Genomic DNA, 15,471 nt, shown 5'->3' on the forward strand with positions numbered 1-15,471 from the left:
GGCCCGTCACCCAGGCGAGCGCCCACGATTGCCGTCAGGAGGTGTATCGACGCCTCGTGACGCGGCTCATGACCGCAGCCTACGAACAAGCGGCGGCTCGATACTAGGAGACCGGAAGGAACTTCCAGTACTGGTGGAAGCCACCGCCCCACGGTCCGTACATTCCATCCTGGATCAGCGTGGCGTTGTTGCTCTCGCTGGCATCTTTGACGCTGAGGAAGTAGAAGCTGAACTGGTTCTGGACGGCGTCGGCTCCGAGAAGTGCATGGTACTCCTTCTCCCAAACCTGACTGACGCTGCCGTTGCACGTTTGCTGGATGACCTCGACGCCGGTAGTCAGGCCGCCGTGGGTACCGCTCTTGTCGATATCCAGGCACAGTCCGGACGCACGGTTGACGTAGTTCACGTCGCCCGCCGGCCTGCCGGCTGCCTGGACCTCGCTCCATTGCTGCGCGGTGGAGCCGTTGGCGACGGCGTAGACGACCTTGCCGCCAACGCCCCCGGTTGCCGTCCACACGCGGTTCGTCCCGTCTGTCCGCAACTGGCCCTGGTAGTACGTATCCGAGGCCACAGCCGAGGCGGAGGCTGGTGCGAGCGCGGCGGCAATTGCTCCGGTGCCGAGAACAGCGAAAAGCCTTGCGCGAGAATGAAACATGGTTGCCGTCCTTAAACCTAGATACCCGCTGTTGTGATCGGCCGGGCAAGAACTCCGCCAGCCGGAGCGGTCGTGTGCGTCGTACGGTAATGTCCGGCTTGAGCATCTGGGATAGGGATATCCCCCATCCAATCCCTCGATTCGCGGCGGTCGCGTTGCCCCGGGCTTTGCCCCCGCCGTTGACGCCGACTTGCCTGGCCCGGACTGCATCGCGTTACGTTGGTGTCCGGACCCATCGGCGGCGTCCGTTTCAGTGCGGCAGCTGCGACAAGTCCCGACTATGGGCCCAGGCACTGGCCGACTTCGGAGTCATACCCACAGATGGGCCCGCCCCCAACCGGCTACACACCAACGGCGAAGTCGAACGATTCAACCGCACCCTGCTCGAAGAGTGGGCCCTATGCCCGCTCCTGCCATCCGAGACCGAACGCCGCGCCACTCTCACCATCTGGCTCCACACCTACAATCACCCGCGCGGCCAGTCACCCGGTACCCGCGTTCCCAACCTCTCAGGTCGGTCCACCAAGGTCGCGGCGGGCCGTGCTGCCGGCGGGCGAAAGCGCCGTACGAAGGGAGCGGCGGGCGTTGGTGGCTCGCACGGCTGCGGGGGAGTCGCGACTCGCCTGTTGGGTCGGCCGAGTGGGCGGTTTCCCGCAGCCGACTTGGTGGGTTCGCGGAGGATATTCGGCCTTTGATGTGTCGACGGTGGCGGCTTCGAGGTCGATCTGTGGCCACTGGACGGCGAGGATTTCGGCGATGCCTACCACGGTGCCGAGCACGAACGTGGTGAGGTCGGGAGGATCGGCTCTAACGGTCGTTCGTCGGATTGCAGTGGTTTGCGACGGAGTTGGACATCCTCTGGGCGCAGTGCTCGAGGGAGCTGTCCTTGTCCGGGGGGTGGATGCGGTCGACTCGCAAACTGGGACGACGGAGGCGGCGCTGTGTCGACAGCGAGTTGCGTGATGCCGGAGATGACGGCTCGGGCGATGTTGTGGCGGTCGTGGCGCTGGCGTTCTTCTTGGTCTTGGAGAGGACAGTGTCGATGCGCGAGGTAGTAGCTTCGCGTATTGGTGACGTCGGTGGCCGTTGCGATGTGATGAACAGTCACGGTCGCTGATCGCCGGAGCCCCAGTTGAGCACGCACCGCGTGGGGGGAACGCTCGGCCGGTGCGAGCGGAGACGACGGGGGAGTACGCATTGACTCGGTCCACTGCCTCGGAACCCGGCCACACGTGCGGCAGCGTGGAGACGCATCTGCGCTGAGTGCAGATCATGAGCCTGTGATCCGGTAGCTCGGCAGTTTGCGTATCCCATACCGGCCGCAACACCGGGCTCGTCGCCGGCGTCGGCGACAACGGCGGTCCGCACCGAGCCCTGCGAACGTCTTCACCGCCGTCTCGCTGGAGCCGGCGCTGGCCCAGGTCACGCTGAGCGTGGTGCCGAACCGGGCGAAGGGAAATCAAGTGGATAGAGACCGACCAAGGCGTGCCGCGGTGATCGGCGGGAGTATGGCCGGATTGCTGGCAGCGCGTGTGCTCAGCGAGCACTTTGACCAGGTCACGGTCATCGAACGGGACCGGTTGCCCGACGGCCCAGGCGTCCGCAAGGGTGTGCCGCAGGCGCGCCACTTGCACGCCTTCTGGGCCGGTGGGATGGAGGTCGTCGAGCGACTCCTCCCCGGTGTCGGGAGCGACCTCCTCGCGGCGGGCGCGGTGCCGGTCGGTCTGCCGACCGACATGGCCTGGCTGACGCCTGCCGGTCGCTGGACGCAGCCGTTCCCGGCGACGCAGCGCCTCCTCTCGGCCACCCGGGTATTGCTCGAATGGACGGTGCGGAGTCACGTCGAGAAGTCGGCCAACATCAACTTCTACACCGACCACGAGGTCACCGCGCTTCGGCTCGGGGTGACGGGCGACGTGTCAGGGTTGACCCTGCGCGGCCGGCGCACGGGTACGACAGCCGACCTTTGCGCCGATCTGGTCGTCGACGCAGCTGGGCGCGGCTCGAAGCTGCCCGAGTGGCTCGTGGAACTCGGCTTCTTGGCTCCCGAGGAGACCACCATCGACTCCCTCCTCGGCTACGCGACTCGGCTCCTCGAGATCCCGGCCGGCTTCAGCGCCCGCTGGAAGGCCGTTTACATCCAGAACGCGCCGCCGGACCATCCGCGGGGCGGCATCATGTTCCCGATCGAGGGAAACCGATGGGTGCTGACGCTGATTGGCGCCGGCGGGGACTACCCGCCGACCGATGACGAGGGGTTCCGTGAGTTCGCCGTGAGCCTGCGCAGTCCCGTGCTGGCTGATGTCCTCGCCATCGCGGAGCCTGTCTCGCCGATCTGGGGCTACCGACGTACGGCGAATCGCTGGCGCCACTACGAGAAGCTCGCCATGCCCGGACGGCTTCTCGCGATCGGAGACAGCCTGTGCGCGTTCAACCCGGCGTACGGGCAGGGGATGACGGTCGCGGCGAAGGAAGTCGATGTGCTGGCCGGCATCCTCGCCGACTGCCGATCGTCGACTGACCTGTTCCGTGCGCTGCAAGGAGCACAGCGCGCGATCGCTGCCCGGGCGAAGGGCCCTTGGATGCTGTCCACTGGCTCAGACTTGCGCTATCCAACAACCGTCGGCGCGAGCCAGACCCCGATCGACAGACTCGTCAACAGATACCTCGACCGCGCAATGTCGGCCGTCTCCGACGACGCCACGGTAAACGCCGCTTTCCTACGTGTCTTGAACATGATCGACGACCCCCAGGCTCTCTTCGCGCCGCGGCTCATGCCCCGAGTCCTGCGCCCCCGTCGACACCATCCGGCGCATGCCGAAGGCCTGCCAGTACCTGGCCGCTAAGCCGTTCGCGATCAACGGGCACGCCGCCGACCAGTTCGCCTGGCAATTCGCCGGGCACCCGCGAACCGCTTACCCGGCTGGATGGGCGGTCCGCTGCTCGATGGCGCGGCCACGGCTGGCGGCCCGACTCAGGTCGCCCGGGGAATTGTCGCGTGCTCCCCGGCCCAACTTGGAAGGGCTCGGCGTTCCCACGGGTCATTCTGGCGTAGACACGTTTCCCCTTGGAAACTGGCGTTGGGCTGGCCGGTTGGAGTGCGGGATGTCCTCGTATTTGCCGCCCAGTTCAGGCCGTGAGCGCCCCACCCTGCGACGCGAGTATGTCCAGCCGATCGTCAGGGCGCGGCCCCGAAGTAGTGGAGATCGTGGCAGACGATCTCGATCATGATTCAGCCGGGGTCTTCGACCGCGAGGGTGTAGTAGCCAAGTCGGTAGCCGAGTTCGATGAGGTCCTCGCCGAGTAGCTCTATGGCTAGCTCGTTCAGGTTGGCTGCGATGTCGTCGACGAGTTGCTTGCGACCCCGAGAGCGAAGTGGCTGAGTCCCATCGCGCGCCGTGATGTCTGCGGGCTGGGTGAGCCCGGGCTTGACGGGGCACAGCACGGTATATCCTCCAGGATTTGGCCGTGAAATCTGGAGCTGCGTGAGAAGTTGGGGCCGCTGATGGCTCGGGCCTACGAGCTCCGCGAACTTCCGTGAGGTCACCCGCGATGAGCAGGGTAGGCGGGAGCGTCGGTTCGGTGATCGCCGCCACTCCTGCAGTGCTCCCGCCAGTGCGGCGCTGCCGTCCTGAGGGGAGGCTGTGCGAGTGATTGGTGCTGGATCTAATCGGTCCAGGAGCTGACTGTCGAGTCGGGGTCGCAGACGATCACGCCGCCGGGCTTGGTGTCAGAGCGGCTGGCGCCGCGCAGGAGGATCGTGGTCTGCCATGGCTTGGTGCTGTTGCCGACACCGGTCGCGGTGACTGTTGCACGGACTGCCTCCGGGCCGCAGGTCACACCCGGCTGGGTGCCACCCTCGCTGATGAAGCCGCCGCCGTACTCGAGCGTAGCGGTGGCCGTCTTGTTCTGATCGACGTGCAGCAGCGGAGCGTTCTCGTCCTCGTGGTGTTGCTGCGGGTTGAGCAGCTTGCCGTCCTTGGAATACAAGTCGACCTTCGGGAACCCATGGATGCTGCAGCCCTCTGTGGACGTGGCCGTCAGAGTCACTTCCGCGATGTATACCTCGTCGGACGTCGGCGGGACGACGACATCGACAGCGGAGTTGTCCGGTGAGCAGGCCGGCGGATCGGGCTGATGCCGTTGCTCTTGATCGGACGTCGAGGGCCTGGCTCGGCCTGGGGTTGCATTCGCCGTCCCGGTTACTGACGGTTCGGACGGCGCGGTCTTCGTGGAAACGTCGGACGACGTTGCGGCGCCTGCACGGTCGGATCCGGCGGGCTGTCCGGCATCTCCGCTACCACAGGCACTCATGACCAACGTGGCACCGAGCGCTGCAGACACAGCGACCGTATGCAGGACTGGGGTGGTCAAACGCATCGAGGCACCTCTCTCAATTTGAGCTTCTTCAGGGCCCTCGGACGGGCAATTGAAGGCACCCGGTGATTCGGTCGCCCTATTGACTCCATGCAGGACCAGGTAGTTCCCGCCCGAAGACGAGACATAGCGCACCGGTCAGACCGAAACCGATCGGCCACCGCCGATCGTATGGACCTCGAATCAGTGGGTATCTTCGCGGCTGTGGACGGAGCCGGACATCCTCCCTCCCACACCCAATGACGAGGACGCATCGCCGTCGGCCTCGATATGGCTCGTGAAACATCCACCCGTCAACCAGGCATCAGAGAGAGTGTCCAGGTATCCGCGGGTAGCTTCGGCGACCCCTTCAGGTCCAGGTTGCGGTCCTGCGGGGCGTACTTCCCGGCGGGAGTTCGCACGGCGTTCAGAGAATTCTTCGCCGACCTTCCGGGCGCGAGCTGGGGTCTGCGGACGACGATCTTCGCGGGCCACCTGCTGTTTCTCGAGTGGGAAGCGAGGGCCGGAGGCAACCATGCACAGCACGGCGTGGACACCTTCGTCTTCCGCGACGGACTCATCCAGGCGCAGACCGCTCAATACACACTCACACCAAACAAGTGACCGCACGACGCGCCCCGGCCCAACTTTCGGGCAACCGAGTTCTACCCGCGCGGAGGCAACTGATTCTGCACAACCGTCTACCCCGTCGAGAATCCACGGCTGCGGGCTTGGCACAGAATCTTTTTGGAATGGGCCGCGCTTTATGAGCGGATGCAGTCAAGGACAGGGCTCGATCACGCGCAGACCGCAGCCTGATCGATCCGGAGGCCTGGAGCCGTCCGAGGCTTCGAGCGTGTAGCGCGGTGACAACGGGCCAGCTGTCGCGATCGGACCCATGGCACCGAAATCAGTTCGGAGTGCCAGCGGGAATGTGAGTCGGGCGGTGCAGGGTCCGACGACACTTGCCTGCCGTGGGCGGTCGGCGTCACTGGGATTCCGACGCCTGAGCTGCCCAGCATGACGAGTCCTGGTCCGCCTGGTCACCGAATCGCTTCCAGAGCACTAGCTCCGCCTGCGTTGGACATACTCGCCGCAAGTGACGTGTGGGTTTGACGTACGAAACTGAAGCCGTCGCACATGCCGCGTACTTCCCGTTCAGCGGCTCGCCGTGCAGCACGGCTTCGCGCAGCACGGCGTTCAGTTTGCCGTGGGACTGCTTGGTGCCGCCGGCGGCGACGCAGCGGTCGTCGGCTGAGTCCTCCTCATTGGCGGCGACGTACGCGACGTCGCCCCAATGGCACCCGGATCGAACTGATCGTAGGAAATGTTCCCCAATCACCAACCGGCGGTGCGGTACTTGATTCAGCTCAACCGCTCGATTTGCAGCTCCAGCGTTCCGGGGCCCACAGCCGTCGTGAACTGCATGACCGTCCCTGCCTTGACTGCCTCGTAGGAGTCACCGACCTCGGTCACCCGGTACCCGAGCTTGGTCAGCTTGGTTTTGTAGGCTTTCATCGCCGCCTCGGGGCTGCCTCCGTGATCGAAATGAAGTGTCAGAGAACCATCTTCGGCTGAGACGGGCAACATACGCTTGAAGGTGAGATCCGGAATGCGGATCTGCTTCGTCGACACAATGAAAAGTGGGTCTTCGGCAGCGAACGAGAGGCGGATGCTCCCGCGCGCGGCCTGCAGTCCATCGATCTTCCAGCCGGCACGTTGCAGCTGCTCCCGGTAATTCTTGACCGTCTCGCTTGCAGATAGCTCGGGTGTGAAGCCGAGTACGAGCGCCTCGCCGTCCTGCTCGCCCGCGTGTGTCATCCGCAGGCCGGCGGGGACGATCGCGGCTCCGCTGCCACCCTGAACAATGGCTGATTGCGGAGACTCCGAGGCGCTCTGGGGGCTCGCTGCGCCTTCCGTGGGAGCTGTGGTCGTGCTGTCCGCCCCTGGCCGGGACGGAGAAGCTGTGACAGTCCCAACAGTCTTGCTTCCGGCCGTGGACGCACTCTCGGTGGACTCGCCACAGGCTGCCATCAGCACCGTTCCGCAGATGGTCAGCAAGGAGACGCTGGCGCGGATCACCAAGTTACTGAAGCGCATGTCATTGCCTCTCTTGTCGAAGTTTGTGGCCCAACGGGCGGGGGGCCACAGCCGCATTCGCGATGCCCGGACGCTGGCTCGGTCTCTTTGATGGGAGTCGTGAGACCTTTGTTGGCCATCGAAAGCACGCTGAATATCACTCGCGATCCAAGAACCGGCGGGCGCTGCGGCTGCGTATTGTGGGCGATTCGGCCGCGTGGTCGCGGACTCCCAATGCAAGCTCGTCGACTAGCACTGAGCAGTGCGCGAGCTGATGCGACGCAGAGGTCTGCTTCGGGAGATGTCGCCATGACCGCCGGGTCCAGTACGGCGGCCATGGCGACGTCGCCAGCAGTTCGCGACGGATCAACGGGGGGAACCGCCATCGTGCCGGCTACAGGTCAATACGTCCGAGACGAGACCACCGGTTCACGCGGGAACGGTCCTTACCGCCCGGTGTCAGCAGTTGGGCCCGCCTTGCAACAGTCACCCCGCCTGGCCGACCGCCACATTCCATTGCGTGTCTACGCGCCTCCATCCCTGGTCATGCAGGATGGCTCCGATGCCAGGGAGGTGATTTGCTCCCCACATCGCCACGACGTCCCCACCTGCGGCCAAGATGGCGGAGGCGGCGCTGCGGTTGCGAAGGTCGAGAATGACGCGGCGCTCAGCACGTCGATTGCGACGTATCCACTCGAGTGGTCTCAAGGCGATCGTGAACAGTGGGAGATGCCTGATCAGAAACCGTGCGGTGGTACGCAGTTGACGCTGCTCTTGAGGGTCGTTCAAGCCGATCCTGGCCGACTCCAACCTTGTGACGAACCGCTCGGGGTCCGGCAGAGCGCGCAGGAATTCGAGCAATGAGATGTCCGCGTTCACCCACCAGGGCTGGATACGCAGTGCATTCTGGTGCTGGAGGTCCAATCCGAGCATCGCTGCTAAGAACGACCTGGTGTTGTTCGACTGGAAACGCCGTACGAGCTCGCGTTCGTTGCTGGTCATCCGATCCTCCGGAACGGGTGGCCGCAGGCTCTCGTACTGGACCGTCGCTCCCTGTTCGTGCAGTGCGGTGACGATCCGATCCACCTCGCGGTAGAAGGCGGCGTCGGCGACGTGCACCATGCCGATCACCGTGGCTTTGCGATTCTCCGGCGAGACGTAGATGTCTGTTCGAGTTTCGAGTGAACCCCGACGGGTCCGAATCGCGAGGGGCACGGAAGTCCTTTCACACACGGAGGGGCGTCATATGAACCGACCGGAGACCTGCACCGGCAACTCCGATCTCCGCCAGTTCGGAGCCGAGTCTCGGCTGCCTCTGCGTCCCGAGTCTTTACGCAGGCGACCATCCACTTGGATCGTCGCGGATGATCTGAGTTGTGGGCTTTACCTCCCGTTCAGGACGAGTACGACGCCGCGTTGGCCACGGTCGCGCTAATGGCGAGCGTGCCGGGGTCGAAGCGCATGATGCCCGCTGGTACGACGGTCATCCGGAAGCTCCCAGCCATGGGTGCAGCCGCAGTGGCGGGGGTCAAGAAGAACGGCCTACTGCGGGTACGACGACCCGGCACCGCGGTCCCAACGCCCGGCCAACTGAGCCGACGTTCCACGTCTGGGCCGCATGCGGACCTGACGGCGTGTAGTCGGCGTTTCCTTCAACGGACGAACGCAGCGGTCTGTGTAGTCGGAGGGGACGGAGTGCACAGTGGCTGGCTGTGTGCTGCGTAGGGAAGGTTTGCGCCGGGTTTGTGGGACTGATCCTGCCCTCCGACTGTCCATAGCCGGCCGGTTGGGTCGCTGGTGATGCTGGCGAGCAGGCCCGTCGCGGACTGGGCCGGTGTCGGCACGGGACTGCCTCCGGACGGGGTGAGTTCCAGGGCGTAGAAGCGCGGGGAGCCGCCGGTTGTGTAGCCGGCTGCGAACACTCTTCCGCAGATCGTGGCGAGGCTGCGAAGGACAGCTTCGCTGACTGGAGTCGGAACAACGGTCCAGTTGACTCCGTCGAAATGCAGGGCCAGGGGACGTTGCGCGCCTGCGGAGGTCGTTGCGCCGACGGCCCACAGATCATTCGCGGTGCCGATGATGTCGGAGATGTCGTTGGTGCCTTCGGGGAGAGATGGGAGTGCTGCTTTCGTCCACTGATGCCCGTCATAGTGGAGTACGGAAGGTGCATCTGTGCTCCCCCAGCGGCGTCCCGTGATCCAGATATCCTGCGGTGAGAGGGCCAGGACGCCGTCGGGGTCGCCGGCTGCGGTGATCAGCGGATCAGTGATCTGTTCCCACCGGCCGGCTGTTGTTCGATGCATCAACACGCCACGGCGATCAGCGTCGTTGTCGTAGGCGTCCGATGTCCCGACCGCCCAGGCCTCGCCGGACGGGAGGGCATCGACATCGACGAGCCGGCTGTAGTACTCGGTCGGGTTGGACTGCGGGACACGCTCCTTGACCCACGACTTGTCATCCCACCGCGCGGCCAAGTGGTAGTACGCCGGCTCGCCGTCCTTCAGGTACCGCATCTCCTCGCCGACTGCGATAGCGCCGGCCGAGGTAACGTCGACGCCGTCCAGGCGTGTGTTGATGGGAAGGCCTCGTTTGCCCGGCAGCCAGGCTCCGTTTTGGTATCTGTAGGCTGCGGGACCGAAGTAGTCGCTGTCCGGGTCGTTCTGATCCCAGCCGACGGCCCAGCCGCCCTCCGGGCCAACGGCAACGGCGCCCAGGACTTGGGCGGCACCGGGGACCGGAACCGACGTCCAGACGGGCGGAGCCTCACCGGCTTGTGCGGTGCCGGCCGCCGCGAGACCGCTCGCGGCGGAAAGAGCACCGGTCATGCCGAGGAGAACGACACGGTTCAAGCACCGCCTCGGGGAATGCATGTCGGACAAGGCAGACTCCTAGATTCGATTGATGATGATCATGAGTTGACGGCGCGGTGAAGTGGTCGCTCACCCGTGCTGCGCTGTGCGGAGGAGATGTGCCGACCGCGCGGTCTACTTCGGCGGCGCCGGAAGGCAGTGGGGCGCATCGGCATCGATGAGGCCGCCGATGATCGTGCTCAACGCGAGCGCCGGGTCGGTAGCCGCGTGTGGAAAGCCGACCATGATCTCCTCGCCAGGGGGAATCTCAGCGGGTCGCAGAACCAGAATCGGTTTGCCGTCGTCCGTGGAGATGTCGAAGGGCGTGCCATCTACGAGCACGCGGTCGTTGACACCTGAATGCGCGGATTCAGTCGCGCTAGGAGAGGCGATGCCCCCGATGCTGGGGGTCGGCGAGGCCGTTGGTGTGTGCTCTGGCTTGTGCTGGCAAGCAGGGTCGCCCACGAGCACTCGATTGGGGACTCCGGCCTTGTCCAGGTCCTCTTGAAGACGAGGGAGGTCAAGCTTGCCGGCCGGATCGGTGATCTGCAGCGTGACGACGCCATCGGTGGAGCTCTGCAACGTGTAGGACGCCGCGACGACTCGCAGACGCGGTTCAGAGGCCCTGCTCGGCGTGTCGGTTCGGCCCTGGGGCCTGCCGGCTGTCGATGCGTCCGGCCGATCGGCGGTGATTGACGTCCCGCCGAGCAGTGCGGTCGCCGCGATGGCCGCTGTCGCTGCGAGGCCGACGGGGATCGGCCAGTGAGATATCCGCCGCTTGCGGCGGCCCGATCCCGCAGTATGGCGGTACAGGCTGTTCATCAGGTGCTCCTCTCGCTGGCGTCGACGTTCCGCCGGAAGGTCTCGCTCAGCGGGGACGCGCAACACGTGACGCAGGATTCGCAGGTCGCCGTCCTCGCGCTGTGTCATCGCGATGTCCTTTCGGTCGAAGGGACCGCCTCGGTGCGGTCATCGGATATCTGCCAGTCCAAGGACGGCGGTTCCCTAATTGCCTGCAGATCTGCCCGCGCCAGCTTGTCCAGCCGCCGGCGCGCCCGAGACAGTCGGGAGCGCACTGTGCCCACCGGCACTCCGAGCGCCTCGGCCGCGGCGGCGTACCCCAATCCGGCCCAGACACACAGCCACAACACCTCGCGGTCAGCCCGCGGCAACGTGTCCAGCACTCGCCGGATCGCCTCGATCCGCTCCTGATCCTCGATTCGGCCGAGCGCCTCATCGGTGAAGTCAGGGACGACCGCAGGCGCAGGCATGCGCTCCATGAGCAGCTGGTGCCGCCGCGCGACACGGTGCCGTCGACGCAAGACAAACGTGGCGATACCTAGCAGCCACGGCAGCAAGCTGCCGCCTTCGCCGTCGACTTTCGCTTTCAGTCGCCAGGCTTCCAGGAACACCAAAGACATACAGTCCTCCGCCGCCGACCAGTCGCCGGTGGCCCGAAAGCAAAAGTTGTAGACCGCCCGGTTGTGCAGCTGAAAGAGCTCACGGAACGCATCTTCATCACCGGAACGCACACTTGCACGGAAACCTGGATCCATACACTCTTCCTGCCAACCAAGCGGGGAGGAGTTCCCTGTGAGCTGGCCGACAAGAATCGACCTAGCGGGGGATCAGGGGGCTAATCCGTCCACAGGGTCGGGCCTCGATCGGTTCACGTCTGCCCCGTTTGACCGACGCGTATCGCGATCGACTCGATCTGCGGTGCCAGCAACTGGGCTGGTTGAGGCGACGCCGGCGATTGCAGCCTCCGTCGCGCGGCGTCACGCGGGGCGAGCGGCAGTGAGTGCATCTTCGAGGCGACCACGCCAACCGTTCGGCGGCCGGACCCACGGCCTTCTCTCGAACATCATGGGTGAACGCAATGCGTCCACCCATGGCCGACCGACACGTAGTACAGCGTTCTGCTGTCCGAAAGTCCGGGCGTATACCGATCGACGCAGGCACGCTGCGCGGAACCGCGTTGGCCTACTGGAGCCCCTGGCCCTCGTGTCAGGATGCCGAGAAACACGTGCGCCGGGCTTGCGAAATGCCATCTCCGATTCAGTCCGAGATGGACCTGGTGGTCCGACGAGGATCGAACCCCGCCGTCCCCGCAGACACGGATGCGGTGACTGCCTGAGCATTCGAGGTTCACCCCTTGTTGCCCTGGCTCCCTGGATGGCCCGCCGCCGGTCGGCACCGGCAGTCGATAGGCAACGATCTTGCGTCAGACAGCCCGACGATCCTGCGTAGCGGTCGCCTCACAGGAACCTGACGATGGCGTCGGTCAGACATGTTCCGCACGCCGATGGTGTTGGTCCCCGTCGTGGGCGAGCGGTTCGAGTGTGATGAGAGGCCGACAGCCACCGAGTCGCGCCACACGGCGTCGCTCGGTGGCTGCCCGAATCGGCGGCGACCTCGATCTTCATCGGCCCGTTGCCACGGACTCAGAAGCCACGGCGACCAACGTCGATTCCGCGTCTCGACCAATGATCAGGCCCGAAAAGGGCACGTCTGCTCATGTCCGGCGCGGCATGTCGCGGCCTCATGGAGACCCCCACGAGGCCGCGACTCAGTCACCCAGCCATACGGTCGACTGATAGAACTTCTGGTGCTTCTGATCGTTGTCGACTTGCAGTTCCACCACGGCGCCGTTCGCAACCGACGCGTCACGGACACCGGCCACCAGTCCGCTGCTGCTGTTGCGCAGCTTCACTGTCGCCTTGCCATCTACTTGTGTCGGAACGAGTCGCCAGTTCTGCGTTGATGACGGGGAGAACTCGCGACAGACCGCTGACGTCAATCTGGTGCCCGCATTGAGGTTACTGGCCTCCAGGTCCAGGCACTTCACCCCGAGAACGCTTGTGTGAGAGATGCGGTACAGAGGAACACCGTTTTGGTCGACCCCAGCCACCTTCACATCCCAGGCGTCTGCGTGGGAGCTCTGCGTGCTCGGGGATGTGGCGGCCAAGTGCTTCAAGGAACTGAGCGGATTGTGGCCCGGCGTGAAGATGTATCGCGTCGGCCCGGACGCCTGTGCCGGACCCGTCACCACACTGACCACGCTGACAGTCGCAAGAATCGCGATGCTCAACAATCGTGGACGAAGCCGCATCGTGTGCCCTCCTTCTTTCCTTTTCCCTAAGGCAGGTTGCCTGGATGGCTATACGCGACGGGAACCCACTCTGGATCACTGACAAGTCACGAGCCGCTACCAGCCGATCTCCGGGCCGTAGTCGCCCCGCCAACGCATGTCCTGCGCGGCGTCCGCCGGATCTTCGACCAACACGAGGAACAGCAGTAGCTGGGAGAAAATCACGCTCTTCGAGCCCCGTCGACCAGTGGACGGAGGCTCTGGTCGGTCGGTGGCCAGTGCCAGCACGTGACCTTGCGGCTGGAGGCGAAGTTCGTGAGCTGCAAGATGATCAACCGCCACCTCGCGCGACATACTGCTGGACACAGAACGGTGCTCTCGCCCCGCGAAGGTCATCGGCGGACAGATCGCGGGTTCCGGAGCAACTACACATACCGACCAGCGCAGAGGCTGTACTGACCGTCATCCCATCAAGTCGATGCTCATGGGCACCATCTCCAACCCGAAGGCCGCGTAACCATGTCAACTTGATCATCGGGAGCCGTATGCGAGAGAACCGTACGCAACGGATCGAAGAGGATGGGGAACCACGCCGGCAACGGCAGCGCTGATACCAGGGTCCCGGCTCTCCAAGGTCGGAGAGTACGTGGTTCTCTGCGGCGCCTGGGCGTGCTGCAGTGGAAGGGCCATAATCAGCCGCACGCCATGAACTCCGCGAACTCGGTTGCATCGCCTTCATGGAGCTCTTTCACCAAGGAGGTCGAGGAGTCAGCGATCGATTCCGTGAAGGCTGCCAAAGGAAACTGGGAAGCCCCTGATGGAGCCGGGTTCCTCGAACAAGGATCGGTCCATCAGGGGCTTGTTCTGCTTGCTTTAACACAGTCCCAGATCCGGGTGTGTTGTATGCCAACGACCCGCGGTGATCCTGTGTCGCTTGGGCTGATGTCTCAAATTGATCCGAATTGCATCGCAACATTCCGGAAAGATGTTTCAGAGATTCTTGAGGACGAATTTATGCGAGCTAAACGCAGCCTTCTTCTGTACGAAAGCGGGATTCGATCCGGGGCCTGCGTACTCTAGTGTGTAACCGGAGAGGACGTTCTTGAACGAGACCGTGCCGTCGATGCTCTTCTCCATCTTCCATCGCTGCGAGTCTCTGTGGTAATCAACAGGCCTGGTGCCAACCGGGTCCCCAAATTTGGGGACGGTGGTGTTGTTCGGCGAAGCTGATGCATCCAGTCGGTGCACCTGCCCGGTGAGCATGTAGCGGCTCTCCAGAAAGACATAGTCGACACCACTCGGCTTGATGATGTCCCACTGCTCGACAGTGCTGAAGGTGCCGGCATGTGCCGCTCGCACGGCGAACTGCAGCCCTGCCATGGTGGCAACCGATACTCCCGGTGTTCCCGAGATCGCCGGCACCAAACCCACAGTTTGAACACTCACGGCTGAGGCTGTCGGCGCCATGGTGGTTACCCCCGCAGTGAAAGCCAGTGCCGCTGCGATCGCTCCGCCGAGGATTTTACGTCGAGACTTCATTTGTGATCCTTATGTATGCTAGAATTTGGTAGTTCGGTCAATTCGCCGCTGTTTCCCATCTGCGCCGACGGGGACCCGCAGAGACTTGCGACCAGGCCAGGCGGCGGATCGAAATTGACTGCTATCCACGGGCTCTGACCATCAGTACGGCTGATGATGCCAGCCGGTTCTTCGGTTGGTTGCGAAATCTTGTCGCGTCGTCCTCCCGGCTGGCTGAGGTCGCCAAGGGGGACCGGGAGCATCCAACGACCGGCCGGGAACTCTGTCGACTGAGGCCTGACAGACCATCGCCGTCCGTGCCCGCCGATCGGCGGGCGACGCCGTCGTTGATGGCTGGCACATTGTGAGCTCTCTGCCGCCGCTCTTCGCCGCGCTGCGACTGCTCCAACGTGGGGCCTAGCGCCGGGCGCTGGCGAGGGATAGGAACCTCCTGGCGTGTGGATCCAGGTCAGTCAGAGCGCTGGCGTTGTCATTGTGAGCTTGTGCTGCTCGAACCGGTCCTCGACACCGCGAGAGATACGTCGGATGGGCTACGGAAGGGTGCACTGTGTAGCAACAGCCATCTCGAACCGCGGATCGTCGACAATGCGCGCGAGGACTGTCGGTGCGCGGATCATGAAGTGGCAGCCGCAGGCTGCCCGGAAGTCGAGCCTAGAGCGGTGGAAGCGCCGGTACCGTGAGGGCCGTGAACCGACTCAGCTTGTCCCGCGTACTGAATGGGGCCCAGCACGATGGGACGGACAGAAGATGAAGACGATCGACTGGCGTTGATGTGAACATGCCGCGTTCGAGATCGGTGGGATTGCCTGTGTTGACAGGGGTCGAGGGACGGCCGAGCGTCCATCTGCGGTACCCGGCTACGCGGGCAAGTGACCAATGTCGCGGGCACGGCCCACCCTCTC

15 protein-coding genes are annotated in these 15,471 nt (G+C 64.4%); 3 read left to right on the top strand and 12 right to left on the bottom strand.

All coding sequences use genetic code 11. The features are described 5' to 3' along the window. Positions 1–103: 103 nt before the first annotated feature. Complete coding sequence (locus ACQPXM_RS11270) at positions 104–655, bottom strand: RICIN domain-containing protein (RefSeq protein ID WP_432947569.1); 552 nt, start codon at positions 653–655, stop codon at positions 104–106. A gap of 89 nt (positions 656–744) precedes the next feature. Between ACQPXM_RS11270 and ACQPXM_RS11275 the strand changes: the two genes are divergently transcribed. Together ACQPXM_RS11275 and ACQPXM_RS11280 are read left to right on the top strand one after the other, a co-directional pair. Continuing rightward, positions 745–1,350 carry an integrase core domain-containing protein gene (locus tag ACQPXM_RS11275; protein WP_432947571.1) on the top strand — a complete coding sequence of 202 codons (606 nt, stop codon included), beginning with the start codon at positions 745–747 and terminating at the stop codon, positions 1,348–1,350. Positions 1,351–2,148: 798 nt separating this feature from the next. Continuing rightward, positions 2,149–3,501: an FAD-dependent oxidoreductase gene (locus tag ACQPXM_RS11280; RefSeq protein WP_432947573.1), complete on the top strand. Its 1,353-nt coding sequence runs from the start codon at positions 2,149–2,151 to the stop codon at positions 3,499–3,501. Between the two features lie 386 nt (positions 3,502–3,887). Here ACQPXM_RS11280 and ACQPXM_RS11285 read toward each other — a convergent pair whose 3' ends face one another. Both ACQPXM_RS11285 and ACQPXM_RS11290 read right to left on the bottom strand, forming a co-directional pair. Further along, the gene (locus ACQPXM_RS11285) at positions 3,888–4,100 is read right to left on the bottom strand and encodes a hypothetical protein (RefSeq protein ID WP_432947575.1); all 213 of its coding nucleotides are present in this window, start codon (positions 4,098–4,100) and stop codon (positions 3,888–3,890) included. Positions 4,101–4,321: 221 nt separating this feature from the next. Then, a complete protein-coding gene (locus ACQPXM_RS11290; RefSeq protein ID WP_432947577.1) occupies positions 4,322–5,035 on the bottom strand; it encodes a DUF4232 domain-containing protein in 714 nt (237 codons plus the stop codon). A gap of 267 nt (positions 5,036–5,302) precedes the next feature. Here ACQPXM_RS11290 and ACQPXM_RS11295 point away from each other — a divergent pair, with 267 nt between their 5' ends. Further along, positions 5,303–5,635 (top strand): nuclear transport factor 2 family protein, encoded by a 333-nt coding sequence (locus tag ACQPXM_RS11295; protein ID WP_432947579.1) that lies wholly within the window; start codon positions 5,303–5,305, stop codon positions 5,633–5,635. A gap of 364 nt (positions 5,636–5,999) precedes the next feature. On the opposite strand, the gene ACQPXM_RS11300 is transcribed toward ACQPXM_RS11295, so the two are convergent. From ACQPXM_RS11300 to ACQPXM_RS11340, 9 genes are all read right to left on the bottom strand, one after another. Then, complete coding sequence (locus ACQPXM_RS11300; RefSeq protein ID WP_432947581.1) at positions 6,000–6,353, bottom strand: hypothetical protein; 354 nt, start codon at positions 6,351–6,353, stop codon at positions 6,000–6,002. 23 nt (positions 6,354–6,376) lie between these two features. Further along, positions 6,377–7,111, bottom strand: coding sequence for a hypothetical protein (locus ACQPXM_RS11305; protein WP_432947583.1), 735 nt, complete (start codon positions 7,109–7,111; stop codon positions 6,377–6,379). Positions 7,112–7,576: 465 nt separating this feature from the next. Then, on the bottom strand, positions 7,577–8,305 hold the full coding sequence (locus tag ACQPXM_RS11310) for a hypothetical protein (RefSeq protein ID WP_432947585.1): 729 nt from the start codon (positions 8,303–8,305) through the stop codon (positions 7,577–7,579). A 437-nt stretch (positions 8,306–8,742) separates the two neighbouring features. Further along, the gene (locus ACQPXM_RS11315; protein WP_432947587.1) at positions 8,743–9,939 is read right to left on the bottom strand and encodes a hypothetical protein; all 1,197 of its coding nucleotides are present in this window, start codon (positions 9,937–9,939) and stop codon (positions 8,743–8,745) included. Between the two features lie 135 nt (positions 9,940–10,074). Further along, the gene (locus ACQPXM_RS11320; RefSeq protein ID WP_432947589.1) at positions 10,075–10,869 is read right to left on the bottom strand and encodes a hypothetical protein; all 795 of its coding nucleotides are present in this window, start codon (positions 10,867–10,869) and stop codon (positions 10,075–10,077) included. After that, complete coding sequence (locus ACQPXM_RS11325) at positions 10,866–11,495, bottom strand: RNA polymerase sigma factor (protein ID WP_432947591.1); 630 nt, start codon at positions 11,493–11,495, stop codon at positions 10,866–10,868. Before ACQPXM_RS11325 ends, ACQPXM_RS11320 begins: the two co-directional genes overlap by 4 nt. Positions 11,496–12,508: 1,013 nt before the next feature. Next, complete coding sequence (locus ACQPXM_RS11330; protein ID WP_432947593.1) at positions 12,509–13,051, bottom strand: RICIN domain-containing protein; 543 nt, start codon at positions 13,049–13,051, stop codon at positions 12,509–12,511. Positions 13,052–13,147: 96 nt separating this feature from the next. Next, a complete protein-coding gene (locus ACQPXM_RS11335) occupies positions 13,148–13,384 on the bottom strand; it encodes a hypothetical protein (RefSeq protein WP_432947595.1) in 237 nt (78 codons plus the stop codon). 636 nt (positions 13,385–14,020) lie between these two features. Beyond that, complete coding sequence (locus ACQPXM_RS11340) at positions 14,021–14,569, bottom strand: RICIN domain-containing protein (protein ID WP_432947597.1); 549 nt, start codon at positions 14,567–14,569, stop codon at positions 14,021–14,023. Positions 14,570–15,471 lie beyond the last annotated feature (902 nt).

The sequence above is a fragment of the Kribbella sp. CA-253562 genome, from assembly GCF_050942265.1.
Taxonomy (GTDB): domain Bacteria; phylum Actinomycetota; class Actinomycetes; order Propionibacteriales; family Kribbellaceae; genus Kribbella.